This window comes from Halobaculum sp. CBA1158 (assembly GCF_021431925.1).
GTDB lineage: Archaea > Halobacteriota > Halobacteria > Halobacteriales > Haloferacaceae > Halobaculum.
Map to the genome: position 1 here is coordinate 1,953,391 of NZ_CP090371.1, position 24,913 is coordinate 1,978,303.

The window sequence follows — 24,913 nt, forward strand, 5'->3', positions numbered from 1 at the left end:
ACGTGTCGGAGATAGTAAGTAACTTGTGGTGCGTTGTGTTGTATTGCACACTACAATGCGTTAGCTATAAGTGGTGACATAACGTACTGTAGTATGAGCAGGAACGGGTCAGAAGTGGCCCGGGGCGCGACAACGCCCCTGACCTGCTCTCCACAACGAGAGCATGACCGACGACACGCCGTCGCGGGATAAACTCCGCGACATGACCGACGAGATGAGCCGCCTCGGCACCGACGCCGACGGCAACGACCACCATTGGGATCCGACGCGCCACGTCGCCTGGATCGCTGACGACGACGGCGATATCCACATGCCCCAGCACATCGCCGACCTCGGCGACTACGTCGATCACGTCCGCGACGTGTGCGGCTGGGCGGACCTCCGGTACGACGACCGCTCGATGCAGGAGCTCGTCGACGACCTCGCGGACGGCATCGAGGTTCGTGCGTGATGTCCGCGACGACGACCTACACGATCGGCGACGGGCGGACGACCACGTCGGCGATCGTCGCCGAGGCGTTCGCTCGGATCGGCGTTCCGGTGAAGGCTGTCACGGAGGCTGATGCGTGATGCGGGGGAACGACACCCATCCGCGCGCCGGCCGCCGTATCACCGACCACCGTAGCGAGGCGACCGACCGCTTCGAGCACCGGATCCTCAAAGACGGCCTCCACGACGACATCGTCGAGGATGCCCAACTCGCGCAGTTCGAGGACGCCGTCGCGACGATCGAGAACGTCCGCGACACGCGCCGCGAGGACTTCGACGGAGACGGTGATCCAGGCGAGGCGATCGCCGACGCGGTCGAGCAACTCCACGAGCCGATCGCCGACCGCGTCGACGAGTTGTGCGCCGAGCGCTGCCGGACAGTCCTCGTCGACGGCGACGAGTGGGTCGAGGAGGGCTGGGAGGACCCCGAGGACGTCGAGGAGGCGAAGCGCGAGGCAACGAGCTGGCTCACGCATCACGGGGACGTAGCTCGTCGGCTGTGGGACGAGGACGAGGATCCCGTCCTCAACGAGGTGGGCGCGTGAGTCTCTCCCCGGCCAACGCCCACGTGGCCGATCGCGCGCCCCACGACGAGCGCGGGACGCCCGACGATCAACTCATGCGCTGCGAGACCCACGGCGTGATCCACCGGCGCTGGGGGCGGTGTCTCGACTGCGAGCGCGCTGCCGTGGAGGGCGACGATGGCAAGTAGCGCGTCCCACACCACGGTCAACGGCCAACCGCTCGATGAGACGGCATCGGCGCGTGCCGCTCGCGCGCTGCTGCGCGAGTCAGCGCTGTTCGTCTACCCCGACGATCCGGCGGCGATGTCCTCGGAGGTCGCTGTCTACTCGGGGGCATCGCGGTACCTCGTCGATCCCGAGGCCGGACGGTGCGACTGCGACGACGCTCACTACCGGCAGGTCGACTGTAAGCACGTCCGCCGCGCACGGATGGAGCTCGGCGACGGCCTCCCGGAGTGGGTGACGAACGAGACACGGGTCGATCCACTCTTCGGCGCGCTCACACGCGGTGGGACGGCATGATCCCCGAGCACGTCCTGCTCAAGTACACCGACGCGGCTGGCGTCCGGCACCGCCAGCGGATCGAGCGTTCCGGCGACGCGTGGGAGTTGCTCGAGGAGCGCTACGATGTCGACGCCGACGAGTGGGTCGGCGAGGGTGGCGAGCGTGTCTCGGCACCGTGGATCGAGGCCGAGCTGCACGGCGAGTTCGGGTGTCGCGATCGCGATGGTGTCGTCGACGGCAGTCTCGAGGGAACGACGGATGTGAATCGGGGCCCATGAGCCCGGAGATGGACTCCTTTAGCGATCCGGAAACGCACTTCCGCCTCGTCACGAGCGACACGAGCGTCGGTCACGACGGCCTTCGGCGAGGTGAGCCGACTGGCGAGGTCGCGTGTTGTGAGTGTGGACGGGTCGCCGAGACGGTCGAGGAGATACCGCACGACACAGACTGTAGCCAGCGCGGCGTCGTCTCGCGGTGGTGGCTGGAGGCGTTCGTCTTGGAGTAATTCAACGCAGGTCCCGTACCCCACCGTCTGAGCCGTGGGGTACACTACTTTCACCGTCGGTCCGAGATCGCGAGCATCCACGAGCGACCTCGTGAGTCGAGTTCGCGCCGCATCTGTCGCCGAGACTCGTTCTACTTCCACTATGCACACAAGAATCGACTATATGACACAACCGCCCGTCGGGTGCTGGTGGGATGGTAGGGACGCAATCACAACCGACGCCAGCGGCCGAGAGCGAGGGCGTGACGATCTCGCGCCGGCCGCCCGAGAAGTACCGCTGGCGCTGTCCGGGCGGCCACGTCGTGTGGGATCGCACGAACAACCATATTTGGTGTCCGGCCTGCCGGCGCGAGGCCGAGCAGGGTCGCGACATCGACCCCGAGCACTACCACATCGTCGACGATGTGACCGGGAGAGAGATCGCCTGGGAAGACATCATCGTGGAGGACGACGCGTGAGCGTAACCGAAATCGGGCCCGGAAAAGACCCCCTGGTTGATACGGGTGCTGGCGCTATCGACGGGTGCGTGCCACGAAGCAGAACCGAGTCACTCGGCGTCGTCGGGGGCGAGAGTGTTGGCGTCCAGCTCCTCGTCGAGGTAGGCGCGCCCCTCGTCGGTGATTCCATAGAGGCCGCGGTGGACGCGTATCAGGAGGCCGTACTCTGCCAGCGTCGAACACCGAGTGCTGGCGTGCTGTCGAACAGGGCCGCCGAAGTCTTCGATCGCCTTCGGCGTGAGGTTCCCGTGCTGCCGGACCAGCTCCAAGATCCGGTCATCGGACGGGACCATCCAGTCGGCGGCCTGTCGCATGTTGTCGAGAGGTGCAGTCGCTGTACTCATATCCTCACCGATACATGGTGGTTAGTGACCGACGTACATCAAGCTACGGTCACCCGTCTGCATATACCACGCAGTAGTTAGACTCCACTTTACAAGCGTCAGTAAGATATATGGGGGACGGGGCGTAAGCAGAATACGACCTGCCAGAAGGCCGACGCGCTGGAACGCGTCGGCGGTGGGTCGGCCCCTGCCCTGGGGCAAATCGCGGTATGCGATCCGAAGACCGACCCAATGCAAGCATCAGACACGACCCGACTTAGTAACTCGGGCACGACCGACGGTAGCACAGACGATCATCAGGCGCTGTACGATGTTCTGGCGAACACCCGACGACGGCACGTTATCCGCGCGCTCGCGGACGATCCGCCCTGCGACCTGGGCGAGTTAGCCGAGTACATCGCAGCGATCGAGAACGACAAGCCCGCCCAGCAGCTGCGGTCTCAAGAGCGGAAGCGCGTGTACGTCTCGCTGTATCAGTCCCACCTCCAGTCGCTCGCAGACGCGGACGTCATCAGAAACGACGACCAAGAGATCCGGCCTGGCCCGACGCACGGGATCTGCTACGAGGCGATCCAGCGGTGTGAGTACGCCTTCTCCGGCGAGCAGACAGATACCGAAGCCGACGAGAGCCAAGACGACGCCCAGTCGCTCCTCGAGCGCGTGCGGACCTATCTCGGGGTGAGTGCGTGATGAGCGCGGACGCACATGACGCCGACCCGGACTGGAATACGATCGGGTCGGTGATGGCGTCGGATCACCGCGTGGCCGTCCTCGACCGGCTCACCAACGGCCCGGCGACACCCACGACGATCGCGGAGGACACGGGCCTGTCTGTCTCGCACGTCTCGCGAGCGCTCGGCCAGCTGCGCGACGCCGACCTCGTCGAACTCCTCGTGCCCGAGGAGCGCCGGAAGGGGCGCATCTACGGCACGACGGACGACGGCGTCGCCGCCGCCCACCACATCGACGATCTCGACGGCGAGGGGGGAGCATGAGCGCAGACGACGAGGAGCAGATCGACGCCGACGAGCTCGTCGACGAGCTGAAGGGCGCTACTGGTCGCATCGAGTACGTCGGGACGCCGCAGTCGGAGCGGTACGCCGACGTGGCGACCGCCGCCGGCGACTTGATCGACGCGCTCGAACGCCTCCAGATCGCCGACGTAACGACCAGTCGCGCCCGGACGATCAACGAGCAGATCAACTCGATCCGAGGGCTCGAAACCTGGGCTGAGGAGAGCGAGCAGAAGACGATCGACGCCGCTCAGGGAGACGACGATGAGTAACGCCATCCGCGGCGCGGCCGAGCGCCTCTCGACGGAGGGTACGTGCCCGGCGTGCGGTGCGGACCTCGTCGACGGCCAGCGACCGCCCGGCTACGACGACCCGCATTGTGCGTGGTGTGCGGCCCAGATCGAGGACCGCCACACTTGGCACGCCCGTCGCGACGGCCTGCGAGGTGGTCGGTGATGACGTGCGATCGCTGCGGCCAGCCGGCCCAGGGCGCGCTCTGTCGCTCCTGCGAGCAGGTCGCGGCGATGGAGGGCTCGTGGACGGCCGCGAAGGCCGAGCGCGAGCGCGAGGACGCCGAGGCCGTGGCGGACGCCGACGGGGGTGACGCATGAGCGCCACCACCGACGACCGCGACGGCGACGACGATGTCGTCCGGATCAACGCGCTGCCCAGCGGTTCCTACGCCGCGTGGTACGACGCTCGCGCGAGCACGTATCGCGGCGAGGGCGACACGCGAGCCGACGCGCTGCGGGTGCTCGCGGATCGTCTCGACCCGCACATGAGCGTCGACGACGCCGGCGACGGAGGTGAGGACTGATGCACGCTGCATCCGTCTACCTCACGGAGGGCGACGCCCGCCAGACGGAGATCCCCTCGAAGCTGGATGGCGAGCTGCCGGCAGTCGAGTCGGAGGCGACGCAGTACCTTGACGGACACACCGTCTACCACGGCACGGCTGCGGACCTCGTCGAAGAGCAGGCCGAGACGGTCCATGTCGATGGCTCGGGCGTCACTACTTCTCGAGAGGCGACGCTGCGCAAGCGCGCGGTCGACTTCTACGCCGACGTCTCGAGCGACCCTGGAATCATCGGCGTCTCCTCGGAGAGCAAAGGCGAATGGTTCCTGAAGCGCGCAGGCGCGCAACTCGGCGTTTCGGTCAAGAAGACGCGGATCAACGTCGACGCGTTCGCCGCGCACGTCCGCGAACAGACCGAGACGGCCGACGCGTGGAACGTCTCGCGCTCGCGCGACTACGGCGGCGACAAAGAGGAGACGAGTATCGACTACCACGATGCCGCCGACATCGAGGCAGCCGAGCGCGGGACGACTGGCCTCGGCTTCGAGTACTTCTGGGGTGACGACTACATGCGCGGCATCCTCTACGAGAGCGGCTACGTCGCGCTGTACAAGGACTGCATCACCGAGGTGTTCGCGAAGTGGCTGCGCGACGAGGTGCTCCCGTTTCTTGAGGTCGATCGCGACGAGGAAGAGGAGACGACGCAGTCAGAGCTGTCCAAGGACGAGCGCGATCGTGCCGAGGTCGCGGCGACCGACGGGGGTGAAGAGTGATGGAGTTCGACGAGTACGACGGACGGAACGCGACTGCGGACCGCCCGGTTGATCTCCGCATCTACGCCGGTGGGAACCAGGCAACAGTCACCGCCGGCGCTGTCGAGGAGTACTTCACCCGATACGGGTCGCCCGTCGACGAAGTCGGGTACCTCACCAACACGGACAAGTCGGTGATCGCGTTCGACCCGGAAGGCGAATCCGGGGACACCTTCACCCTCACCATCTCTGACGGCTCGGGTGCGCTCGCTGTGAAGGGCGTCCTCGCGAAGGCGTTCGACGTCGACATCGATGACATCTCTACGAAACACGTCCTTGACCTCGAGACTGACGACGAGACCGGATTCGTCGTCGCGGATCTGAAGCCGGTCGTCGAGGACGCGACCGATGACGTCCATTGCCCGAAGTGCGGAAAGCGCTGCGCCGGTGAGCCCGCGATGAAGAACCACGCATCGCGAGTGCACGACGGCCCGCAAGCGCTGTACAAGCGCGGCGAGCTGGAGGCCGAGGACGACGTCGTTCCCGACGGCGATGACTCCTGGAAAGAGATCGACGAGAAGGCCCGCGCCGACGGGGGTGACGCATGAGCGCCGAGGACGTCCAGGAGCTCATCGATGACGCGCTCGGCGTCGCCGTCGCGAACGACACCGACCTCGACGAGGTCGAGCGCATCCTCACCGACGCGGTCGACCGCGTCGACCAACTCCGGATCGCGCGGGGTGAGGCGTGATGTCGGCCGATGGAGAGGCGTCGGGAGAACAGGAGGACGTCCCGGATGGGTGGATTCGTCGAGATCTCATCGGTGGAATGGACACCGTCGGCTCGCTGGGTCTGGCCGAGAAGTACGAAGGAATTGGCGGCGGCTACTGCTGTCGTCCGTGCGACCACTACGTGCCCATCGACGCTGTCGACGAGCCGGTGTGCCCGATGTGCGGCTACTCGAGCATGATCGGGACGGTCATCATGGGCACGCAGGAGGTCACGGCGCTGCATCCTGAGGGGTGGTCGTTCGATGACTGACGCCTTCGAACTGGATACCTCCCAAGACACCGCTCCGCCGGCGCTGTCGTGCGCCCGCTGCGGCGACCGGGTCTCACCGCGGGCGCTCGCCGGCGGCGTCTGCCCCAGCTGTCGCGGCCGGGATCGCGGCGCGGACCCACGCCAGGCGATGCTCGAGTACCACGAGGTCCGCCTCGCGACGGACGGCGGGACGGTCGCCGCCACCAGCGACGAGCACGACAAGGGAACCACGCACGCCGTCTTCGAGTCGGGGTGTCCGGCGTGCGACAACCCGCCGGCCGAGCGCGGCCACGTGTTTGCCCGCTACTCGATCGGGCCGGCGAGCGGCGAGACGGAGTGTGACTACTGCGGGACTGTGTTCGAGGCCGACACCGGCGAGGTGGTCGACCGTGCCTGAGTACCGCGACGAGCAGCCACACCTCTTCGACACGCGGCCACCGGACCACCGCTGCGGGTCGACGCTCCCAGCAGACGGCGAGCGCGAAGGGATCTGCACGGTGTGTCACGCCCGGGTCACGGTCGGTCCCGATGGCGAGGAGTTCGGCCACGGCTACCGCTGTCCGCACCGACCGGACAAGTTCTCGATCCGCGGCGACAAAGAGAACCGGATCTCTGAGCACATCTGCCCGGAGTGTGGTCGTGGGAACTTCGAGACGCGCAAGCAGATGCGGTGCCACCACGCGAGCGTCCACGGAGAGGCGCTCCGGGAGACCCGCTCGTGTGACTACTGCGAGGCTGAGTTCGAGCCGAACCGGTCTCGCAAACATCCGCAGCAGTACTGCTCCCCAGCGTGTGCTCAGCAGGCGCGGCGTGACCGCGTCACGATCGAGTGCGACACCTGCGGCGAGGCGTTCGAGACGGTCCCGTCCGAGCGCGAGCGTGGGAAGCGCTACTGCTCGGAAGCGTGCAAGATCGAGGGGATCCGCTCGGACGTGACGAAGACGTGTGAGGAGTGCGGCGACGAGTACGAGGTGAAGGCGTGGAACGCTGCAGGGTCGCGGTTCTGCTCGAAGAGCTGTCTGGGCCGGGCGAACGCGCTCAGCACCTTCCATCGCGACGAGTCCGCCGGAGGTGTCGCCGGTGACTAACACCGAGCGCGACCTCGCGTGGCGCGCCTTCTGGGCCGTGTTCCTCATGGCAGTCGCGATCGCCTTCGTCACGATCGCGCTCACGGAGGTGGCTGCGTGAGCATGGCTGCCAGCACGCAGCCGTTCGACGAGCTCCGCGACGGCGTCGTCGCGAGCGACCACCTCCTCGAGGAGCGGTGGCCTCAGCGCGCCCACCCGGTCGACAACCTCCGGGATGCGTGGGTGCGCGGCGAGCGCCTCGAGATCGCCGACGAGCGCGTGCCTGTCCACGACGAGGCGCGGTACGACGCCTGGACGGAGGCGGTGATCTTCCGCCGGAGCGACGACCTCGTGACGTGCTATTCGGTCCGCGAAGAACACGTTACGAACGAGCACGGCGAGGCCGTCCGCGAGGCAGTGCGCGAGCAGGTGTGGCGCTCTGGAGGTGACGAGTAGTGCGCTTCCCTATCGCCACATATGGTTTATCAGTCGCCTACTCGCCGCTCTCTTCGCGCTCGATCGCGTCGTCGAACGCTTGCCGAGCCCACGCGAGGAGCCCACGTTCGTCGTCGAAGGACCATGCGACACGGTCGAGGGTGCTATCGAGCGTGATCAACAGGCGCATCGCCCGCTTGATCGCTTTCGATCGAGACCGTCCGTCCCCCTCACTAAATCGGTGGTCAAACTCGCGCAGCATGTCGAGATCGTCCTCGCCGATCCAGATGCCGATCGTCCCCTCCTCGTACTCGCGAGAGCTCCGTCCACGGTCCACGGACATGCTCTCAGTATCGTGCGAGTCGCGTATCAACCCCACGGAGATCACAGCATGAGCGACACGACACCCACTCACGACCCGACGTGCCCGTACTGCGACGCCGACGACCAACCTGCCGTCGAGACGATGGACGCGCTCGTCGACCACCTGACCGACGAGCACGACGCGTTCTCCGTCGCGACCGGAGCTGCGCCAGCGCGCGACGGCGACGGCGACGAACTCCGCGCCGACGGCGGCCGCGTCATCACCTCGTCGGAAACATGTAATCCGTTCCAGACGAAATACTCGTCGGTTGCTGAGTGGCCGAACCTGCAAGGATTTACCCAAATCGAAAGACAGCGGCGAGTTGAGACCGATGCGATCTATCGAATTAGTGTCTTAGGATGTTCCTTTGCATCAGGTTGATGTAGGCGGCGGTCCAGGCCCGGGTATGAGCGACGCGGAGGCAGAACGGGTGCCGGTGACCGTCCGGGTGCCGGCGTATCAGAAGCGCGCCTGGGTCGCCGAGGCCGATGGCCTCGACATGTCCCAGTCGGAGTTCGTCCGAACGATGGTCCAGGCGGGTCGACGCGACCTCGGCGTGGCCGACGCGTTCGGTCCCCCGCCCGGGGCCGAGGAGTCCGATGAGAGCGCCGATCCCTCGAGCGAATCGTCTTCCGCGGAAGGTGCATCTCCCCCCACGAACCCTGGGGGTAGCAACCTCGAAGAGCGCCTCCTCGAGGCCCTCGCGAACGAGGACGTCATGTCGTTCGACGGACTGGTCGAGGCAGTCGCCGGCGACATCGAAGAACGGGTCGACGAGACGATGGGTCGGCTCCAGTCGCGCGGACGAGTCAGGTACAGCGGCCGCGACGGCGGCTACGTTCTGGTGGAGCAATGAGCGCGAGTGACCGCGCTGACGACGGGAGCGACGGCGGCGACCCCGTCGGATACTTCATCGAGGACATGGAGCTTCACGGCAAGAGCGAGCGCACCCGCGGGGAGTACAGCCGGGTGCTGCGCCGCTTCGAGGCGTTCCTCGCGGATCCCGAATCCGGACCTGCGGGCGGCGCGACCGCTCCAGAAGCGGCGTCACACCGCGACTGCATGGCGTTCGTCCACGCCCTCCGCCGGGATCCGGACCTGGCGGAGTCGACGACGGCGACGTACGCCGCGTACCTCCACCGGTTCTACTCGTACATGACCCAGGTCGGGGAGTTCGACGCCAATCCGATGGCGCTGGTGATGGAGGAGCTCGACGAACGCATCGACACGGACCCGACCAGACGGGAGATATCGGTGCCGCGGATGCGCGAGTTCGTCACGGGCGTCACGCACCCGCTGGAGCGGGCGCTGATGATCACGCTGCTCAAGACCGGCATGCGCGTCGGAGAGCTGTGTAACCTCGATCTGCGGGACCTGCGGCTCGAAGACGAGCCCTCCGAGTACGATCTCGGCGGCCGAGCGCAGTTGGACGGTCGACCCGACTCGCTGTTCGTCGCGAGCGACCCCTCGGTCGGAGCGGCGTACAACGGCGAGGAGCGAACCGCCTCGAACAAGCGAAAACGCGCCACGATCGTCCCCGTCGACGCCGAACTCGCCGAGACGCTCGTCCGCTGGCTGGCGATCAGACCCGACGCGCGTTCGCCCGCCGAGCCGCTGTTCGTGGGCACAGCGAGCGGGTGGGGGGCGCGACTCACGCCCGATCAGGTGGGCCGTATCGTCCGCGATCACGCCGCCGACGCCGGCTGGTACGAGTCCGGCGCGGGCGCGACCGAGAACGTTACGCCTCATTACTTCAGGCACTTCTTCACCACGCACCTCCGCGACCGCACGGGCGACCGCGGCGTCGTGAAGTACCTCCGCGGCGACGTGGCCGACGACATCATCGACACCTACACCCACAACTGGGGCGATAACGTCCGGGAGACGTACGATCGACACGTCTACTCGCTGCTGGAGTGACGCGGCCGTGCGGGCCGCAAGCGACGCCGACAGCGGATCAATCGCCGAGTATTCGTAACGGTGTTTGAACTTCAGTTTGATTGTTAGTTTTCTGGTGTCCGCTCCGGGACTAGTAAACTTTATTTCGCTATATCAAATACCGGCCCGCCGGATCAGTCGTACCTGGGGCTATATCGACCGTATTGGTCCGTTACCCGCCGAATTACGCGTCGACAGGTTCGATCAGCGAGGGGTCGTCGTTGGCGGGAGAGTTCACTCGCGTCGAGACGGGGTAGTACCGCATGTCGTCACCGGGGTACGGCTCCAGCAGGTCCGACTTCGCGAGGTCGCCGTCGAGCCAGTCGCGTTCGCGTTCGCGGGGGAGCACGACCGCCATCCGGTGGTGGAGGTCGGCGACCCGGTCGTTCGGCTCGGTCGTGAGGACGGCGAACGTCTCGACGCGCTCGTCGCCGGGGTCGTCGGCGTCAGCGCGTCCGCCGCCCCAGTTCCCCAACCCGGCCTGTCGCCCCGGCGTCGACGGCTCCCAGGTCGCGTGGATGCCGGCCATCGCGAACGCGCGGTCGTCGTCGAACGCGACCCGGTACGGTCGCTTGTCGCCCGCGCGGTCGCTCCACTCGTAGAAGCCGTCGGCCGGGACGAAACACCGACGGGAAGTGAACGAGTCCGCGAACGCCCGCTTCTCGTCGACGGTCTCCGCCCGGGCGTTGATCAGGTCGCGCGACTCGTCGGCTTCCGGCGGCGTGAACCCCCACAGCATCCGTCGGAACGCTCCGGGTGCGTCGTCGGTGATCACCGGGAGGTCCTGCCCGGGCGCGCAGTTGTACCGCGGCTCCCAGTCGTCGGGAGCGTCGGCGTCGAAGCGCTCGGCGAGGTCGTGGGCCTCGAGCGTGAGCGAGTAGCGTCCGCACATGATACCGATCTGGTGTTGGGAGCGGTTAACCGTGCCGCGACGGCGGTGCCGGTCGCGAAAATATCCGTCGTACGGGATCCGTCACGGAGACGTGAGAGTGGATCCGCGATCGCATCCGAACCCTTTAGCCGCGGTACGACCCCACACCGAACGAACACGGGATCGCGGACCGGACGGACGAAGCGGAACCGCGAGTCACACCGACAATGCGCATCAGAAACAGCTTCATTCCGGTCGAGGGAGTCGGCTCGACGACCGAGCGACGGATGTGGGAGAACGGGATCCGCGAGTGGAACGAGTTCCGGGTCGAGCGCGCGCCGGGCGTCGGCGCGACGACGGCCTCGCGGATCGAGTCGTTCATCGACGAGGCCGCCGAGCGACTCGACGACCGCGACGCCGAGTATTTCGACCGGGCGTTCCCCTCCGGGGAGCGCTGGCGGCTGTACGAGGACTTCCGCGACGGCGCGTGCTTCTTCGACATCGAGACGACGGGGCTGTCTCAGGAACGCGACCGGGTGACGACGGTCTCGTTTCACCGGGACGGCGACACGGAGACGCTGGTCCGCGGACGTGACCTCACGGCCGCGGCGCTTCGCGAGCAGTTCGACGCCGCCGACGTGCTCGTCACGTTCAACGGGGCGCGCTTCGACGTGCCGTTCCTGGAGACGTCGTTCGACCTCGAGGTCGACACGCCGCATCTCGACCTCATGTACCCCTGCCGAACCGCCGGCTTGACGGGCGGGCTCAAGCCGATCGAGACGGAGTTAGGGATCGCCCGCGACGGTCCGGAGCTGACCGGCCGCGACGCCGTCCGCCTGTGGTACGAGTACGAGGACGGCGACGAGCGAGCCCTCGAGCGACTCGTCTCCTACAACCGCGACGACACGGTGAACCTCCGCGCGCTCGCCGACGAGGTGACGCGTCGCCTCCACGAGGAGACGTTCCCGACCGGCGTGGACGCCAGGGAAACGGACGAAGCGGGTCGGACCGTCGACTGACACGGGACCGGACTGCCGACGCCGGGGGTCGACAGACGGCACGCTTTTCATACCGGCCGCCGGGCCTCGCGTATGAGCGATACAGCCGACCCGAGCGACGCCGCCGAGGCCGACGGCACGGGCGACGCCGACGAGACCGGCGACATCGTCGAGGGCGCGACGAGTCGAGACGCCGATGACCGGTCGGAGGGCGGCGACACGGTTCCCGAGGTCGAACTGGGACTGTATCAGGTGAGCGTCCGCGTGCAGGGGCGATCCGACGACGACCTCGCGACCGTCGAGGAGACCGCGACCGAGTTGATCGACCACCTCGTCGAGCGCGCGAGCACGCTGGAGGAGGAACCGGACCAGCGCGGCCTCGGCTGAGACGCGCGACGAGACGCCCCGGGTGACGACGGAGGTGACGGCGTCGGCGACGACGACTCACGACGACCGGCTGCGCCGGCCCTCCCCCCGTTCAGATGATGTCGCCGACGCGACGGGGTTCTCCCGACAGCGCGGGGGACTCCTCGACGATCTGTAACACCTCGTGGTCGGTCACGTCCGTGTACGACTTCTGGGTCGCCTCCTCGATCAGCTCCTTCTCCAGTCTGAACTCGGTCCCCTCGTAGACGACGTCGACGCCGGTCTCGTCGAACGACAGCGCGGTCATGGCCGGAGGTAGCCGACGGCCGTAGTTAAGCGAACGGTCCCGGACCGATGCCGTTCGCGGCGTCGGGGCCCGTCGACGCGGCGGACCACGCGGTTTTATGCCCGACTGGACTACCTATCGGGGGTATGTGCGAGGAGGTGTCGCGCTCGCCGCGGTTCCAGGAGGTGACCGGGCTCGCGGAGGCCTCCCGCCGGAAGTGTCGGCGGTTCGACCCGGATGACGACCCGGCCGCCGACGCCGTGGCGGGGGTGCGGCCGCTGGTCCGGGTGTACGTCGAGTGCCGACGCGACGGGGTCGAGCTGTCGGCGGTCGAGCGCTCGCTGTTGGCCGGCGCGATCAACGACTGGCTCCGGGCGTACGCGGCCGCGCGCGACCTCCCGCCGTTCGACGGCACCGCCTTCTCGGTCCACGAGGTCGCCATGGAGTACGCCCGCGTCGGCGACCTCCGGGCGACGCTCGATCGGCTGCTAGAGGCGTAAGCGACGGTCGCCGTCGCAGACTGCGACATCGGCCCCGTGAGCGGCATCGTCGGCGACGACGCCCGCGCGGTTCTCCGGACCGAAAGCGCCTTTCGGCGGCCCGGCCGATCCAGTTCCATGATCTCCATCGCGCTCGCGGGCAAGCCCAACGCGGGCAAGTCCACCTTCTACACGGCCGCGACGATGGCCGACGTGGACGTGGGCAACTACCCGTTCACCACGATCGACCCGAACCGGGGCGTCACTCACGTCCGCACCGAGTGTCCCTGTCTCTCGCGAGAGGAGCGGTGCGGCGACGAAGACTGCCACGACGGCAAGCGCTACGTGCCCGTCGAGTTGCTCGACGTGGCGGGGCTGGTCCCCGGCGCACACGAGGGAAAGGGGCTCGGAAACCAGTTCCTCGACGCGTTGACCGACGCCGACGTGATCCTGCAGGTCGTCGACGCCGCGGGCGCGACGAACGCCGAGGGCGAGCCAGTGGAGGTCGGCGAGTACGACCCGGTCGAGGAGGTCGACTTCGTCGAGGCCGAGATGGACGCGTGGCTCGCGGGCATCCTCGATCGCAACTGGGAGTCCGTCGAGCGCAAGTCGCGCTCGCCCGACTTCGACCTCGAGGAGGCGGTCACCGACCTGCTCACCGGGTTCGGCGCGAGCGAACACGACGTGACGCTGGTGTTGCGCGGGTTGGAGTACCCCGACGACCCGATCCAATGGACCGACGAGGACCGCGCGGAACTGGCCGCGGACGTCCGCGCCCGAACCAAGCCCATCGTCCTCGTCGCCAACAAGGCCGACATCGCGCCCCCGGAAAACGTCGAGCGCCTGCGCGAGACTGACAAGCCCGTGATCCCCGCGACGGCGGACGGCGAACTCGCGCTCCGGCGGGCGGCCGAGGCCGGCGTGATCGAGTACGACCCCGGCGACGAGGACTTCGAGGTCACGGGGGATCTCAGCGACCAGCAGGCCGAGGGACTCGAACAGATCCGGGGGGTGATGGGCGAGTTCGGCGGGACCGGCGTCCAGACGGCGCTGAACGAGGCGGTGTACGGCCTGCTCGACAAGATTACGGCCTACCCGGTCCAAAACGAGAGCAAGTGGACCGACGCGAAGGGGAACGTCCTCCCGGACGCGTTCCTGCTCTCGCGCGGGAGCGGTCCGAAGGACCTCGCGTACGCCGTCCACTCGGACATCGGCGACGGCTACCTTCACGCGGTCGACGCCCGGGCGGACCGCCGGATCGGCGAGGACACGGAGTTGGAAGAGGGCGACGTGATCAAGGTCGTCTCGACGGCGTCGTAGCGGCGGAACGACTTTGGTCCGGGGCGACCCGCGATCGCGACGTGTCAGACGCCGCCCTCCGCAGGACGATCCGTCGCAGCGCCGCCGCCGTACTGCTTCCCGCGTGTTCGCTCGCGATCGGGGCCGAACGCTACGTCTGGAGCGACACCTACGGCGCGTCCCCCGACGGGGGCCTGATCGCCGCCGTCGTGGTCGTGCTCCCGTGGTTGCTCCTGTCGCTCTCGGTCGGATATCTCGCCTCGTCGCTCGCGAGACAGATGTTTACCGCCCCGTTGGACGGCTCGGATGCCCGATCCGACGAGGCGTGAGCGCGACGGGGTGGTGACCGTCGCGGTCAGGAGACCGCCGCGGCCGCCTCTGCAATGATCCCCAGCGCCTCCTCCAGTTCGGCCTCGCTGGCGGCGTAGGAGATGCGCGCGTGGCCCGCGCCGTGTTCGCCGAACGCCTCGCCGGGGACGACGATCACCCCGCGCTCGATGCACTCGTCGACGAACCCCTCGGGCACGCGCGGCATGGCGTAGAACGCGCCCTGCGGGGTCGGACACTCGAGGCCGGCCTCGCTTAGGCCGGAGACGACGAGGTCGCGCCGTCGCTCGTAGGCGTCGCGCATCTCGTCGACGACCCCCTGGGGACCCGTGAGTGCGGCCTCGGCGGCATACTGCGCCGGGGCGGACGCACACGCCTGGACGTACTGGTGGACGCGAAGCATGCGCTCGATCCGGTCGCTCGCGCCGGTGACCCACCCGAGCCGCCACCCAGTCATCGAGTAGCGCTTCGAGCAGGCGTCGACGACGACGACGTTCTCGCGCTCGAACTCCAGGGGCGAGCGGTGGTCGCCGTCGAAGACGAACGGCGCGTACACCTCGTCGGAGACGCACAACACGTCGTGTTCGCGGGCGATGCGGGCGAACTCCCGCACGTCCGCCTCCGAGGAGACCGTCCCCGTGGGGTTGCCGGGGCTGTTCACGACGAACGCGGCCGTGTCCTCTGTGATGGCCTCCTCGATTGCGGCGGGATCGATAGTGAGATCATCGCGCAGCGGGACCGGCACGGGCTCGCCGCCCGCGAGCTTCGCGAGCGCGTCGTAGGCGACGAACCCCGGATCCGGGATGAGCACCTCCTGGCCGGTGTCGACGTGCGCCTCCAGCGCGAGGTGCAGCGCCTCGCTCCCGCCGGCGGTGGCGATCACGTCGTCCGGGTCGATCGGCACGCCGAGGTCGTCCCCCTGTCGGGCGGCGATCGCCTCGCGCAGTTCGGCGGTGCCCTTGTTCCCGGTGTAGGCGTCGGTGTCGCCCGCCTCGATGGCGTCGATCGCCGCCCCTCTGGCGTGATCGGGCGTCGGGAAGTCGGGCTGACCGAGCCCGAGGTTGATCGCGTCGTCGCCGGCGGCCTCGAACACCTCGCGAATCCCGCTGATGGAGATACGCTCCACGCGCTCGGAGAAACTGGTCATGGAGACACCGGGGTCGGCGGCGGTGTTAGGCGTTTCCCCACGGCGTCGCGAGCGCGGCGCTACTGGTACATCCGAATGGACTGCGCCTGCGAGACGTTCTCCTCGCCCTGTTGCATCTGCGCGGCCAGTTGCTCCTTGGCGCGCTGGATCCGCTCGGCGTGCGTCTCCAGCGTCCCGACGTCGACGTCGACCGCGGCCAGCGGCCCGACGACCGACTCCAGCACGACCTGTGCGGCGCTGGGATCGGGGAACTGGGGGTCGGCGTCGACGACCAGCCCGACGGCGGGGAGGTCCGCCTCCAGGGCGTGCGCCAGCAGCGCGCCGGTCGGTCCGGAGACGAACCCGGCGGCCTCCGGGACGGGCACGTCGAGGCCGTCGAGCACGTCGTCAGCGCCGCCGACGGCGACCCCGCGTAGTGTCGGCGGCCCCTCCGACTCGCCGTCGCCGCGCAGGCCGGCGATGTACAACGGGGTCACCGACGCCTCGCGGAACCACCCCTCGATGCAGCCGGCGAACTCCTCGGCCGCGTCGGGGGAGACGGGCACGTCCGACTGGAGGACCAACAGGTCGGAGTCGCGGTCGGCGTACAGCCGAACGGGCGTCGTGACCGCGCGGTCGCCGGCCGCGTAGGCGGCCGCGGCCGGCAGTCCGTCGCAATGGACCGTCGCGTACAGGTCCATCTCCAGCGTCTCGACGAGGTGGTCCGCGACGATCTTGCCGACCAGACCGACGCCGGGGAATCCCTCGACGAGCACCGGGTCGTCGAACTCGCGCTCGGAGACCACGTCGATGTGTCCCATACGCGTACTCGACCGTTCTCGGCTATAAACCTAGGTCGCGCCGGCGTCCGAAAGGGACAACCGCGGCGGCGCGGACTCGTGGGTATGAACGACGACGACGGCGTGCTCGACCGTTACGTCCCCCTCGTCGACGACGAGGCGGCGTTTCGGGCCGCCTGCGACCGGCCGCTCCCGTCGGTCGTGCGCGTCAACGCGCTCGCGGCCGACGCCGACCGCGTCGCCCGCGCGTTCGACGAGGAGGGCACCGGCTACGAGCGCGCCGACTGGCACGAGGGACTGTTCCGGATGGCCGACCGCTCGCCGGGCACGACGTGGCCGTACGCCCACGGCTGGGTCCACGGCCAGGAGGAGGTGTCGTGTCTCCCGGCGCTCGCGCTCGACCCCGACCCCGGGACGCGAGTGTGGGACACCTGCGCCGCGCCCGGGAGCAAGACGACACAGCTCGCGGCGCTGATGGAGGATTCGGGGGTCCTCGTCGGCAACGACACCAGCCTCGGCCGGCTGTCCGCGCTGCGGCACAACGCCGAGCGCCTCGGCGTGACGAACCTCGTCGTCGACCAGCAGGACGCGCGCAACTACTCGCTGAACGGGTTCGGCTTCGAGGCGTTCGACGCGACGCTCGTCGACGCCCCCTGCTCGTGCGAGGGGACGATCCGCAAGAACCCCGACGCCTTCGAGACGTGGACCCTCGATCACGTCCACGAGGTCGCCGGCGTTCAGAAGGGAATCCTCCGGCGCGCCGTGCAGGCGACCCGGCCGGGGGGCACGGTCGTCTACTCCACGTGCACGTTCGCGCCCGAGGAGAACGAGGCCGTGCTGGATCACGTGCTCCGCGAGGGGGACTGCGAGGTCGTCGAGTGGGACTGTCCCCTCGATTCAGTTCCCGGCGTCACCGAGTGGGACGGCGAGAGGTACGACGAGCAAGTGTCGCGGGCGACGCGGATCTACCCACACCACAACGACACGGGCGGGTTCTTCCTCGCCAAGCTCCGGGTCGGCGGCGATTCGGACGCGGGGTCGGAGGTGGCGGGATGACCGACGGCGAGGGTGCCCCCGGCAACGACGGGGGTCAGTTCGACCGCCTGCCCGCCACCGCGGCCGACCGCGAGGTCGAGGGGCGCGCGACCCGCGCGGAGGTGCTCGACTGGTGGGAGACCCGCTTCGGGATCGAACCGGAGACGTTCGACGGTCACACCTTCTGGGAGAAGGGGAAGGGGAAGATCTGGGCGTTCGCCGGCGACCTCCCCACCCCGCAGGAGCGCGAGGGCGTCGGGATGACGGTCCTCCGGACGCGACAGGAACACTGGAAGCCGACGACGACGGCGGCCCGCAAGTGGGGCCAGCTCGCGACCCGAAACGTCATCGAACTGTCCCCGGGGCAGGCGACGGCGTTCGCCGTGGGCCACGATCAGGACCTGCCGAAGTGGGACGGCGACTGGGGCTACCTGATCGCGACGCACGACCTCGCGGGCGAGCAGGTACCCATCGGGGTCGGGCTGTACCTCTACGACGAACTTCGGTCGGTCGTGCCCAAGGGGTATCAGGAGGAGCTTCCGGACCTCGGGGAGTAGTGGGGGGCGGGTCCGACCCGTCCGCGCCGACGCCGACTACTCCGCCTTCTCGCGCACCGTGCCGCCGTCGAGCCCCTCCCACGCGACGCGGTAGCCGAGCGCCGACAGCGCCGCGCTCGCGTCGGTGAGTCCCGCGTCGGCGAGCGCGTCCTCCGCGTCGCCGAAGGCCATTCCCTCCTCGATCCGGTCGGCGACGCGCTCCAGCACCGAGGGGCGGACGAGCGTGCCGCCGAGGCGTCGGTGCTCGGGGAACGACACGTCGTCCAGCGCGTCGACCGGGACGCCGAACTCGGCGGCCAGATCCGCGACGGCGACCGCGTCGTCATCGGGGACGAACTCCGCGGGCAGGTCGGCGGTCACCTCTTCGGCCAGTTCGGCCTCGTACTCGCGGAGCACGTCGACCACGTCCTTCACGCGGACGGTCCCCGAGTAGGTGATCACGCGGTGGTCCCGCGCCGCGACCGCCTCCCCGACGCCGAGGCTCTCGTCGACGGCGACGATCATGTCGACGTCCTCCACGTCGGCGAGCTGCGCGAGCTTCTTTTCGACGTACTCGGGCGTCCAGAAGCCCATCACCTCGAAGAAGACGCGGAAGTCGGCGTGGCGGTACTCGAAGGCGAAGTCGGGGATCATGACGCGCGGCGCGGGGTCGCCGGATGCGCCGTCGGCTGAGTCGCCGGCGGCCGCGTCGCCGTCGGCCGAGTCGCCGGGATCGACCCGGAGCGGCTCGGGCTCTCTCGTGAGGGTCCAGTCGAGGTCGAGCGCGCGAAACCGGGCGGCGAAGTCGGCCTCGACGCCGGAGTCGAAGGCCGGTTCGGCCAGCGGCTCGACACCGGGGACCGAGACGTCGTCGTCCGCGAGTTCGAGCAGGTACTCGCGGCCGCGGTCGTCGATGTCGGCCGAGAGCGTCCACTCGTCGGCGGTGGCCGCGACGGTCCGGAGCAGCCGCGCGAACGCCGTTCCGTAGCGTCGCGTCCGTCGAAAGAGCGCGTCCGGGCCGGTGACGACCACCTCGCGATCCGTCGGGCCGTCCCCCTCGCGTACACGGATCTCGTACAGCAGCCCGAGGCGTTTCGCCGCCGAGACGAGCGCCTTCGGGTCCGTCGAGCGCACCCGGACCTCGGTGGCGTCGAAGAGGGCGGTCTGAGCCAGCGAGAGGTCGTACTGCACGAGCAGGTCGTCGGGGTCCCACCGGGGGTCGAACTCGACGAGCACCCGATTCACGTCGCGGTCGGCGTACAGCGACGCCTCGATCTCCTCGGGCGTCACGCCGAGGCGGTCGGCCGCTCGCTTCAGCACCGCCGCCCGCTCGTCGTCCGCGTCGACGGCGGTGGAGTCGGGTTCGGTGGCGACGCCGTCGGACTCGGGTTCGGTGGCGACGCCGTCGTCGGGTCGGGGGGACGCATCCTCGTCGGAGGGGGACAGTCCGTCGGCGAGGACGGCCTCGGCGCTCTCGAAGGCGACGCGACGGGCGCGCTCGGGCGGGATCGGGGCGCGCGTCTCGAAGCCGGCCTCCCGTTCCAGGAGGGAGGCGAGCCCGCGGACCAGCTTGAAGTCGTCGGCCTCGCGCTCCAGCGCCGAGAGCGCCGCGTCGAGGTCGCCGCGGCGCTCGCCGACGTGCCCCTGGAAGACGCCGATCGCCCGCGCGGCGAGGCGGCGTGCGTCGGGGTCGCCGGCGACGAACGCCGGCCGGTAGCCGCCGCGGCGACTGACCCGAAGGAGGTCCTTCCTGATCACGCTCTCGGCCGAGGTACCGTCCGGGCGGGTAAAGCCGCGGCGGTCGGTCGCGCTCGCGGCATCGGTCGACGAGCACCCGCGACCGCGACCCGGATGGGCAAGGCTCATGCCGGATCCCCGAAACCGGGGAGACGTGAACAGGCGCGGACTCCTCGGATCGCTCGGGCGACTCGCCGCGCTCGGGGGCGCTGCCACGCTCGCGGGCTGCACGTCGCCGACGGAGCCCTCGGGACCGGCGACTGCGCCGCGGTCGCCCGAGGCGACCGACTCGGGTGCCGACGGACTGACGGTCGCGGACTTCGGCGACGTCGAGGGCGACGACGGCGAGTTGATCGTCCGCGTCACCGTCGAGAACCCCACCGGCGAGCGTCGGTCCGGGACCGTCGTCGTCACGGCGACCGCCGGCGACGAGGAGGACACCGCCTCCGCGGACGCGACCGTCGACCCCGGATCCCGCGTCGAGGTGGACGTGTCCACATCCCTGTCGTACGACGCGTTCACCCGCGACGGGTCGCTTCGAGTCGAGGTGAACTGACCGGCGAAAGGGGGACGAGAGGCGGTCCGCGGGAGTCGACCGTCACCGTTATCGCCGCCGACGCGCGACCCGTTCTTCGGCCGTCTCGTTGGTCACGAGCTCGTACAGCGTCGCCGTCCTCGTTCCGTCGGCCCCGGGCCGGAGGATCCGGCCGAGTCGCTGGGTGAACTCCCGCTCGGAGCCGCTGCCCGAGAGGATGACGCCGACGCTCGCCTCGGGCACGTCGACGCCCTCGTCGAGCACGTTCGCGGCGACGACCCGCGAGTAGGTGCCCTCGCGGAAGCGCGAGAGTATCTCCCGTCGCTCGTTCGTTCCGGTCTCGGCGGTGATCGCGGGGATCAGGAATCGCGTCGAGATCCGGTAGACGAGGTCGGTGTGGGCTGTGAAGACGATGACGCGCTCGCCGCGGTGGCGGTCGAGGATCCGCGACAGCGCCGCGAGCTTCGCGTCGGCGTTCATCATCACCTCGCGGGCGCGCTGTTTCGCCAGCAACGCCTCGCGGGCGCGCGGGTCGTTCCCGGACCGCTTCACCAGCTCCTGGTAGTCGGAGCCCGAACGGAACGTGATCCCCGCGTCGCGCACGTACTCGAGGAAGGTTCCCTGCGCCGCCTCGTAGCGCTCGCGCTCCTCGTCGGTCAGGTCGACCTCGATCCGGCGGATCTCGTAGTCTGCGAGGTGCTCGCCCGCGAGGTCGTCGGGGTCGAGGTCGTACACGACCGGGCCGATCAGCTCCTCGACCCGCTCGTGTTCCCCGTCCGGCCGCTCGAACGTCGCGGTGAGCCCGAGACGAGCCGGCGCGGCGAACAGCCGCGCGATGTCGCGAAATCCCTCGCCGCCGAGGTGGTGCGCCTCGTCGAACACGAGCAGGCCGAACCGGTCGCCCAACTCGTCGGCCCGGAGGTGCGCCGAGTCGTACGTCGAGACGGTGAGCGACTCGACGGTCTGCTCGCCCCCGCCGAGCCGTCCCACGGGAACGTCGAACGTCGAGGCGAGTTCGCGGTGCCACTGCTCCAGCAGGTCGACCGTCGGGACGACGACGAGCGTCGGCGTCCGGGCCGCCGCGATCGCCGACAGCGCGGTAACGGTCTTGCCGCTGCCGGTCGGCAGTTCGAGGACGCCGCGGCGGTCGTTCGACTCCCAGGCGTCGAGCGCCTCTCGCTGGTACTCACGGAGCGTGTAGCCCGAATCGAGCGGAGGGAGGGTTTCGAGATCGAGCACGCGGTCGTCCACGTCGCGGTCGCGGTCGCGGAGGGCGTCGCGGACCTCGCGGTAGCGGTGGGCGGGCGCACGGCGGTCGCCGGTCCGGGCGTCGGCCTCGACGCCGGGGAGGGACTCGTCGGCCGGCGCGCCCGCTACCCGGATCGTCCCGTCTTCGTAGGTGAGCGTGACCGACGACACGGGCGAGAGTGGACGCCGATCGGGCATAAGTCCGCCGTCGGAGGGTTCGGTCGAGACGAATTGGACCCAACCGGCACGCAATCGGTAGCCGTCCTGTCCGTCGGCTTTTCATCCGGGGTGAGGTATTCGCGGCCGGGACCTGACGCCGGATCGTCTCGGCACCCAGGGTCCCGAGCGGATCGATCCGAACTATGACCCGAACACCGCGACCGCACACGACGCTCGTGTTCGTCGCCGTCGTCGTCGCCGGCGGCGTCGCCGCGGTTCCCACGGTGTCCCCGACGGGGACCGCGCCCGTCGACGGCGGCGACGGCGCGACTACCGGGACGGACGTACCCGGTTCACAGCGAGCTCCGCTCGGCAGTCCTGACGCCTCCGGCCTCGGGCCGGTAGACGGCTCGGTCGTCGGCGTCGCCGACGCGCGTACGTCCGACGGCAGCGTCGACGTGCGAGCGATCGCGGTACACGCCGCGGAGACGGTCACGGATCCGACGCCCGTGGTGCTGGTCGCCGCGGGAAGCAGCCGCTTCGACGACGGATCGGACGCCCTCGATCACGAGACGCGGCGACGGATTCGGGAGGCCGTCTCCGAGCGCCCCGGGATTCATCTCGCGGGGGTCGCCTCCGCGGTCGAGGAGCCGGTCTCGACCGTCCGGTATCACACCCGCGTCCTCGAACGCGACCGAGCGATCGGGACGGAGAAGATCCGCGGCAGTAAGCGGCTGTTCCCCCCGGCGGTGGGGGATCACGACCGAACGGTTCAGGCCGCGATCGCGGACGACGCGAGCCGAAGCGTCCTGCAGTCGGTGCGTCGGCACGGGCCGGCGACCGTGAGCGAGTTGGCCGATCACCTGGACCGGGCACCGAGCACCGTCTCGCACCACCTCTGTCGGCTGGACGACGACGGGCTGGTGACCCGCGACCGGGACGGCGAACGGGTCGTGACGACGCTGACGGAGGCGGTTCGGGACGCGCTCCGGGACCGTCGGTGACCCTTTCGACGGGTCCGTCAGAACGACTTTTTCTTCGAGGGTCGTCGCGGGGATCGTGAGGAGATCATCCAACCACGCGACGTGCGACGACGTGTTCACGCTGCTGGGCGACGGGCGGCGACGGCTGACGCTGCGATACCTCGTCGACCGGACGGGATCGGGCCCGATCGACGTGGGGTACCTCGCGGCGGCTGTCGCATCGATGGAGACCGCGGATGCGATCGATCGCCTCGATGGCGACGCCGGTCGGGGGGCCACTCGCGACCCAGACGCCCCTTGCGACTATGACGTCCCTCGCGACTATGACGCCCCACTCGACCCGCCGGCAGTCGAGCGGGTGTCGATCTCGCTGGCCCACGTCCACCTCCCGAAGCTGGCGGACGCCGGCGTCGTGGAGTACGACGCCGACGCCCGGACCGTCGAGTTCTCGGGGATCGAAGGCGAGACGATCGAGTCGCTCAGGCGGGTGGAGCGGCTGGCCGGGAAGCTCGCCGGAATCGAGGACCGGACGCCCGCGTCCGGATGAGCGATCGGGGTTCCGACGGCGGTCCGCCGGCGCTAGAGGACGTGCCGGTCATCGACGACGTCGTGCTCAGGTACGCCACCGAGGAGGACGCGTACCGGGCGTCGTTCGACCCGGGCCTCCTGCCGCCGAGCGTGTTCGTCCCGCTCGCCGTCGGGGAGCTACGCGGGGACGGCTCCGACAGCGTACCGGTGCTCCACGGGTCGCTCGACCCCTCCGCGCTCGACAGGCTGTGTGCGGGTGAGACGGTCGTCGAGTTCACGTACGCCGGGTACCGGGTCAGGCTGGACGGGCGCGGTGAAGTGCTGATTCGGGAACTCGACCGCTGAGCGCTCCCGATCGGGGGTGGCGATCCCCCGCCCGCGCCGTGCGGTCGCGCCTCCCCGGATCGGAAGCCGGCGATCACCGCCCGGCCAGGACCGCGTTGATCACGGCACCCGCGATCAGGAGGAACGACCCGACGTACAGCCACGTGACGACGAGGACGACCGCCCCGAGCAGCCCCGGGAGCGCGCCCCCTCCGGACGCGCCGACGTAGCGGCCGAACCCGACGTACAGGGCCGTCCACCCCACCGCTGCGACCGCCGCTCCGGGAAGCGTCTCGCGGACGCCGACCCGTACATCTGGGAGGACGTAGTACGCCGGCGACAGCAGGCCGACGAGCAGCGCGACCCGGAGGAGGGCACGGACGAGGCCGGTCACGGGATCGGCGGTCACCAGCAGTTCGACCGCGACGACGCCCGTGACCGCCGAGAGGACGCTCGCGAGCGCGAGGACCGCGTCGCGGAGGTGTCCCGGGACCCCGCCGCGCTCCTCGGTTCGGTACACCCGGGCAAACGCGCGGTCGAGGCCGCGAAACAGCCGGGTGGCCCCCCACGACAGGACGACCGCGCCGACGGCCGTCGTGCGCGCGCGGCCGCCGACGCCGGTGAGCACGCCCCGGACCGCCTCTCGGCCCGCGGGCGAGAGCGCGTCACCGAGCGTCGCGACCGCGCGGTCGGCGACCGTCTCGCCGGCGACCGCGGTCACCGCGAGCGCGACGAGCGCCGAGAGCGGGACAAGCGAGACGAGCGCGTAGTACGCGACGGCCGCCGCGAGGAACCCGATCCCCGCGTTCCGGGCGCGGGCGACGACCGCGCGAACCCCGGCGATCGCGTCGTCTCCCGAGACTCTCACGGTCGATCGGTGGCCCCACGCGTGCCGGTCGGCGTCTCGGTGCGAACTCCGGAAACCATCGGAACGTGTCCGAAACACGCCCGCGGGTCGGTTGGTTATGTCCGACGTGGCGACGGGTTATCGTCGTCGTACCCGAGCG

General features: G+C 69.4%; 43 protein-coding genes. 34 read left to right on the forward strand and 9 right to left on the reverse strand.

The genetic code is table 11. The annotated features are described in order from the left end of the window. Positions 1–163: 163 nt before the first annotated feature. The 7 genes from Hbl1158_RS10245 (at position 164) to Hbl1158_RS10275 (ending at position 2,480) form a co-directional block, all read left to right on the forward strand. A complete protein-coding gene (locus Hbl1158_RS10245) occupies positions 164–451 on the forward strand; it encodes a hypothetical protein (RefSeq protein WP_234297150.1) in 288 nt (95 codons plus the stop codon). A 118-nt stretch (positions 452–569) separates the two neighbouring features. Then, complete coding sequence (locus tag Hbl1158_RS10250; protein ID WP_234297151.1) at positions 570–1,034, forward strand: hypothetical protein; 465 nt, start codon at positions 570–572, stop codon at positions 1,032–1,034. Continuing rightward, on the forward strand, positions 1,031–1,201 hold the full coding sequence (locus tag Hbl1158_RS10255; RefSeq protein ID WP_234297152.1) for a hypothetical protein: 171 nt from the start codon (positions 1,031–1,033) through the stop codon (positions 1,199–1,201). Before Hbl1158_RS10250 ends, Hbl1158_RS10255 begins: the two co-directional genes overlap by 4 nt. Continuing rightward, complete coding sequence (locus Hbl1158_RS10260) at positions 1,191–1,535, forward strand: hypothetical protein (RefSeq protein WP_234297153.1); 345 nt, start codon at positions 1,191–1,193, stop codon at positions 1,533–1,535. Before Hbl1158_RS10255 ends, Hbl1158_RS10260 begins: the two co-directional genes overlap by 11 nt. Then, positions 1,532–1,795: a hypothetical protein gene (locus tag Hbl1158_RS10265; protein WP_234297154.1), complete on the forward strand. Its 264-nt coding sequence runs from the start codon at positions 1,532–1,534 to the stop codon at positions 1,793–1,795. The genes Hbl1158_RS10260 and Hbl1158_RS10265 overlap by 4 nt, the downstream gene beginning before the upstream one ends. Beyond that, positions 1,792–2,022, forward strand: a complete 231-nt coding sequence (locus Hbl1158_RS10270) for a hypothetical protein (RefSeq protein WP_234297155.1) — start codon at positions 1,792–1,794, stop codon at positions 2,020–2,022. The genes Hbl1158_RS10265 and Hbl1158_RS10270 overlap by 4 nt, the downstream gene beginning before the upstream one ends. 194 nt (positions 2,023–2,216) lie before the next feature. Continuing rightward, on the forward strand, positions 2,217–2,480 hold the full coding sequence (locus tag Hbl1158_RS10275; RefSeq protein ID WP_234297156.1) for a hypothetical protein: 264 nt from the start codon (positions 2,217–2,219) through the stop codon (positions 2,478–2,480). An 89-nt stretch (positions 2,481–2,569) separates the two neighbouring features. Here Hbl1158_RS10275 and Hbl1158_RS10280 read toward each other — a convergent pair whose 3' ends face one another. Continuing rightward, entirely contained in the window at positions 2,570–2,863 is a 294-nt protein-coding gene (locus Hbl1158_RS10280) for a PhiH1 repressor (RefSeq protein ID WP_234297157.1), read from the reverse strand. 231 nt (positions 2,864–3,094) lie between these two features. Between Hbl1158_RS10280 and Hbl1158_RS10285 the strand changes: the two genes are divergently transcribed. From Hbl1158_RS10285 to Hbl1158_RS10345, 13 genes are all read left to right on the forward strand, one after another. After that, complete coding sequence (locus Hbl1158_RS10285) at positions 3,095–3,553, forward strand: hypothetical protein (protein ID WP_234297158.1); 459 nt, start codon at positions 3,095–3,097, stop codon at positions 3,551–3,553. Next, positions 3,553–3,858 carry a helix-turn-helix domain-containing protein gene (locus Hbl1158_RS10290; RefSeq protein WP_234297159.1) on the forward strand — a complete coding sequence of 102 codons (306 nt, stop codon included), beginning with the start codon at positions 3,553–3,555 and terminating at the stop codon, positions 3,856–3,858. Before Hbl1158_RS10285 ends, Hbl1158_RS10290 begins: the two co-directional genes overlap by 1 nt. Continuing rightward, positions 3,855–4,148 (forward strand): hypothetical protein, encoded by a 294-nt coding sequence (locus tag Hbl1158_RS10295; RefSeq protein ID WP_234297160.1) that lies wholly within the window; start codon positions 3,855–3,857, stop codon positions 4,146–4,148. Before Hbl1158_RS10290 ends, Hbl1158_RS10295 begins: the two co-directional genes overlap by 4 nt. Further along, a complete protein-coding gene (locus Hbl1158_RS10300) occupies positions 4,141–4,332 on the forward strand; it encodes a hypothetical protein (protein WP_234297161.1) in 192 nt (63 codons plus the stop codon). The genes Hbl1158_RS10295 and Hbl1158_RS10300 overlap by 8 nt, the downstream gene beginning before the upstream one ends. Further along, positions 4,332–4,487 carry a hypothetical protein gene (locus Hbl1158_RS10305; RefSeq protein ID WP_234297162.1) on the forward strand — a complete coding sequence of 52 codons (156 nt, stop codon included), beginning with the start codon at positions 4,332–4,334 and terminating at the stop codon, positions 4,485–4,487. The genes Hbl1158_RS10300 and Hbl1158_RS10305 overlap by 1 nt, the downstream gene beginning before the upstream one ends. After that, the gene (locus Hbl1158_RS10310) at positions 4,484–4,693 is read left to right on the forward strand and encodes a hypothetical protein (RefSeq protein WP_234297163.1); all 210 of its coding nucleotides are present in this window, start codon (positions 4,484–4,486) and stop codon (positions 4,691–4,693) included. Before Hbl1158_RS10305 ends, Hbl1158_RS10310 begins: the two co-directional genes overlap by 4 nt. After that, positions 4,693–5,445, forward strand: coding sequence for a hypothetical protein (locus Hbl1158_RS10315; RefSeq protein ID WP_234297164.1), 753 nt, complete (start codon positions 4,693–4,695; stop codon positions 5,443–5,445). Before Hbl1158_RS10310 ends, Hbl1158_RS10315 begins: the two co-directional genes overlap by 1 nt. Next, positions 5,445–6,032: a hypothetical protein gene (locus Hbl1158_RS10320; RefSeq protein WP_234297165.1), complete on the forward strand. Its 588-nt coding sequence runs from the start codon at positions 5,445–5,447 to the stop codon at positions 6,030–6,032. The genes Hbl1158_RS10315 and Hbl1158_RS10320 overlap by 1 nt, the downstream gene beginning before the upstream one ends. Further along, positions 6,029–6,175, forward strand: coding sequence for a hypothetical protein (locus Hbl1158_RS10325; protein ID WP_234297166.1), 147 nt, complete (start codon positions 6,029–6,031; stop codon positions 6,173–6,175). The genes Hbl1158_RS10320 and Hbl1158_RS10325 overlap by 4 nt, the downstream gene beginning before the upstream one ends. After that, complete coding sequence (locus tag Hbl1158_RS10330) at positions 6,175–6,465, forward strand: hypothetical protein (protein ID WP_234297167.1); 291 nt, start codon at positions 6,175–6,177, stop codon at positions 6,463–6,465. The genes Hbl1158_RS10325 and Hbl1158_RS10330 overlap by 1 nt, the downstream gene beginning before the upstream one ends. Further along, positions 6,458–6,862 carry a hypothetical protein gene (locus tag Hbl1158_RS10335; RefSeq protein WP_234297168.1) on the forward strand — a complete coding sequence of 135 codons (405 nt, stop codon included), beginning with the start codon at positions 6,458–6,460 and terminating at the stop codon, positions 6,860–6,862. Before Hbl1158_RS10330 ends, Hbl1158_RS10335 begins: the two co-directional genes overlap by 8 nt. Further along, positions 6,855–7,553, forward strand: a complete 699-nt coding sequence (locus tag Hbl1158_RS10340) for a hypothetical protein (protein WP_234297169.1) — start codon at positions 6,855–6,857, stop codon at positions 7,551–7,553. Before Hbl1158_RS10335 ends, Hbl1158_RS10340 begins: the two co-directional genes overlap by 8 nt. A 102-nt stretch (positions 7,554–7,655) precedes the next feature. After that, entirely contained in the window at positions 7,656–7,988 is a 333-nt protein-coding gene (locus Hbl1158_RS10345; RefSeq protein WP_234297170.1) for a hypothetical protein, read from the forward strand. Between the two features lie 37 nt (positions 7,989–8,025). Here the strand turns inward: Hbl1158_RS10345 and Hbl1158_RS10350 are convergent, their stop codons facing one another. Beyond that, positions 8,026–8,310, reverse strand: coding sequence for a hypothetical protein (locus tag Hbl1158_RS10350; protein ID WP_234297171.1), 285 nt, complete (start codon positions 8,308–8,310; stop codon positions 8,026–8,028). Positions 8,311–8,358: 48 nt separating this feature from the next. Between Hbl1158_RS10350 and Hbl1158_RS10355 the strand changes: the two genes are divergently transcribed. From Hbl1158_RS10355 to Hbl1158_RS10365, 3 genes are read left to right on the forward strand one after another with little or no spacing between them, the layout of a single operon-like run. After that, on the forward strand, positions 8,359–8,712 hold the full coding sequence (locus Hbl1158_RS10355; protein ID WP_234297172.1) for a hypothetical protein: 354 nt from the start codon (positions 8,359–8,361) through the stop codon (positions 8,710–8,712). A 25-nt stretch (positions 8,713–8,737) separates the two neighbouring features. Continuing rightward, the gene (locus tag Hbl1158_RS10360) at positions 8,738–9,187 is read left to right on the forward strand and encodes a DUF5805 domain-containing protein (protein WP_234297173.1); all 450 of its coding nucleotides are present in this window, start codon (positions 8,738–8,740) and stop codon (positions 9,185–9,187) included. Next, positions 9,184–10,251, forward strand: coding sequence for a tyrosine-type recombinase/integrase (locus Hbl1158_RS10365; RefSeq protein ID WP_234297174.1), 1,068 nt, complete (start codon positions 9,184–9,186; stop codon positions 10,249–10,251). The genes Hbl1158_RS10360 and Hbl1158_RS10365 overlap by 4 nt, the downstream gene beginning before the upstream one ends. A 202-nt stretch (positions 10,252–10,453) precedes the next feature. Here Hbl1158_RS10365 and Hbl1158_RS10370 read toward each other — a convergent pair whose 3' ends face one another. Then, positions 10,454–11,161, reverse strand: coding sequence for an SOS response-associated peptidase (locus Hbl1158_RS10370; protein ID WP_234297175.1), 708 nt, complete (start codon positions 11,159–11,161; stop codon positions 10,454–10,456). A 206-nt stretch (positions 11,162–11,367) separates the two neighbouring features. Between Hbl1158_RS10370 and Hbl1158_RS10375 the strand changes: the two genes are divergently transcribed. Both Hbl1158_RS10375 and Hbl1158_RS10380 read left to right on the forward strand, forming a co-directional pair. Next, on the forward strand, positions 11,368–12,159 hold the full coding sequence (locus Hbl1158_RS10375; protein WP_234297176.1) for a ribonuclease H-like domain-containing protein: 792 nt from the start codon (positions 11,368–11,370) through the stop codon (positions 12,157–12,159). Positions 12,160–12,231: 72 nt separating this feature from the next. After that, a complete protein-coding gene (locus Hbl1158_RS10380) occupies positions 12,232–12,525 on the forward strand; it encodes a hypothetical protein (protein WP_234297177.1) in 294 nt (97 codons plus the stop codon). A 91-nt stretch (positions 12,526–12,616) separates the two neighbouring features. On the opposite strand, the gene Hbl1158_RS10385 is transcribed toward Hbl1158_RS10380, so the two are convergent. After that, positions 12,617–12,811 carry a DUF5800 family protein gene (locus Hbl1158_RS10385; protein ID WP_234297178.1) on the reverse strand — a complete coding sequence of 65 codons (195 nt, stop codon included), beginning with the start codon at positions 12,809–12,811 and terminating at the stop codon, positions 12,617–12,619. A gap of 125 nt (positions 12,812–12,936) precedes the next feature. Here Hbl1158_RS10385 and Hbl1158_RS10390 point away from each other — a divergent pair, with 125 nt between their 5' ends. From Hbl1158_RS10390 to Hbl1158_RS10400, 3 genes are all read left to right on the forward strand, one after another. Then, complete coding sequence (locus Hbl1158_RS10390; protein ID WP_234297179.1) at positions 12,937–13,290, forward strand: hypothetical protein; 354 nt, start codon at positions 12,937–12,939, stop codon at positions 13,288–13,290. A 117-nt stretch (positions 13,291–13,407) separates the two neighbouring features. Then, entirely contained in the window at positions 13,408–14,589 is a 1,182-nt protein-coding gene (locus tag Hbl1158_RS10395) for a redox-regulated ATPase YchF (RefSeq protein ID WP_234297180.1), read from the forward strand. A gap of 41 nt (positions 14,590–14,630) precedes the next feature. Then, a complete protein-coding gene (locus Hbl1158_RS10400) occupies positions 14,631–14,897 on the forward strand; it encodes a hypothetical protein (RefSeq protein ID WP_234297181.1) in 267 nt (88 codons plus the stop codon). A 26-nt stretch (positions 14,898–14,923) separates the two neighbouring features. Here the strand turns inward: Hbl1158_RS10400 and Hbl1158_RS10405 are convergent, their stop codons facing one another. Together Hbl1158_RS10405 and Hbl1158_RS10410 are read right to left on the reverse strand one after the other, a co-directional pair. Continuing rightward, positions 14,924–16,042: an aminotransferase class I/II-fold pyridoxal phosphate-dependent enzyme gene (locus tag Hbl1158_RS10405; protein ID WP_234297182.1), complete on the reverse strand. Its 1,119-nt coding sequence runs from the start codon at positions 16,040–16,042 to the stop codon at positions 14,924–14,926. A 59-nt stretch (positions 16,043–16,101) separates the two neighbouring features. Then, positions 16,102–16,842 carry a PAC2 family protein gene (locus Hbl1158_RS10410; RefSeq protein ID WP_234297183.1) on the reverse strand — a complete coding sequence of 247 codons (741 nt, stop codon included), beginning with the start codon at positions 16,840–16,842 and terminating at the stop codon, positions 16,102–16,104. A gap of 84 nt (positions 16,843–16,926) precedes the next feature. Between Hbl1158_RS10410 and Hbl1158_RS10415 the strand changes: the two genes are divergently transcribed. Further along, the gene (locus Hbl1158_RS10415) at positions 16,927–17,877 is read left to right on the forward strand and encodes an RsmB/NOP family class I SAM-dependent RNA methyltransferase (protein WP_234297184.1); all 951 of its coding nucleotides are present in this window, start codon (positions 16,927–16,929) and stop codon (positions 17,875–17,877) included. Next, positions 17,874–18,413, forward strand: coding sequence for a hypothetical protein (locus Hbl1158_RS10420; RefSeq protein ID WP_234297185.1), 540 nt, complete (start codon positions 17,874–17,876; stop codon positions 18,411–18,413). Before Hbl1158_RS10415 ends, Hbl1158_RS10420 begins: the two co-directional genes overlap by 4 nt. A gap of 36 nt (positions 18,414–18,449) precedes the next feature. On the opposite strand, the gene Hbl1158_RS10425 is transcribed toward Hbl1158_RS10420, so the two are convergent. After that, a complete protein-coding gene (locus tag Hbl1158_RS10425) occupies positions 18,450–20,150 on the reverse strand; it encodes a DUF790 family protein (protein WP_234297186.1) in 1,701 nt (566 codons plus the stop codon). A gap of 133 nt (positions 20,151–20,283) precedes the next feature. Here Hbl1158_RS10425 and Hbl1158_RS10430 point away from each other — a divergent pair, with 133 nt between their 5' ends. After that, the gene (locus Hbl1158_RS10430) at positions 20,284–20,685 is read left to right on the forward strand and encodes a hypothetical protein (RefSeq protein ID WP_234297187.1); all 402 of its coding nucleotides are present in this window, start codon (positions 20,284–20,286) and stop codon (positions 20,683–20,685) included. A gap of 48 nt (positions 20,686–20,733) precedes the next feature. Here Hbl1158_RS10430 and Hbl1158_RS10435 read toward each other — a convergent pair whose 3' ends face one another. Next, the gene (locus tag Hbl1158_RS10435; protein ID WP_255764065.1) at positions 20,734–22,083 is read right to left on the reverse strand and encodes a DEAD/DEAH box helicase family protein; all 1,350 of its coding nucleotides are present in this window, start codon (positions 22,081–22,083) and stop codon (positions 20,734–20,736) included. 191 nt (positions 22,084–22,274) lie between these two features. Here Hbl1158_RS10435 and Hbl1158_RS10440 point away from each other — a divergent pair, with 191 nt between their 5' ends. Genes Hbl1158_RS10440 through Hbl1158_RS10450 form a run of 3 tightly spaced genes read left to right on the forward strand, consistent with a single transcriptional unit; the run spans position 22,275 to position 23,927 of the window. Next, on the forward strand, positions 22,275–23,075 hold the full coding sequence (locus Hbl1158_RS10440) for a helix-turn-helix domain-containing protein (protein WP_234297188.1): 801 nt from the start codon (positions 22,275–22,277) through the stop codon (positions 23,073–23,075). Positions 23,076–23,130: 55 nt separating this feature from the next. After that, positions 23,131–23,601: a hypothetical protein gene (locus Hbl1158_RS10445; RefSeq protein WP_234297189.1), complete on the forward strand. Its 471-nt coding sequence runs from the start codon at positions 23,131–23,133 to the stop codon at positions 23,599–23,601. Beyond that, positions 23,598–23,927 carry a HalOD1 output domain-containing protein gene (locus Hbl1158_RS10450; protein ID WP_234297190.1) on the forward strand — a complete coding sequence of 110 codons (330 nt, stop codon included), beginning with the start codon at positions 23,598–23,600 and terminating at the stop codon, positions 23,925–23,927. The genes Hbl1158_RS10445 and Hbl1158_RS10450 overlap by 4 nt, the downstream gene beginning before the upstream one ends. Before the next feature lie 73 nt (positions 23,928–24,000). On the opposite strand, the gene Hbl1158_RS10455 is transcribed toward Hbl1158_RS10450, so the two are convergent. Beyond that, positions 24,001–24,774 (reverse strand): YihY/virulence factor BrkB family protein, encoded by a 774-nt coding sequence (locus tag Hbl1158_RS10455; RefSeq protein WP_234297191.1) that lies wholly within the window; start codon positions 24,772–24,774, stop codon positions 24,001–24,003. Between the last annotated feature and the right edge of the window lie 139 nt (positions 24,775–24,913).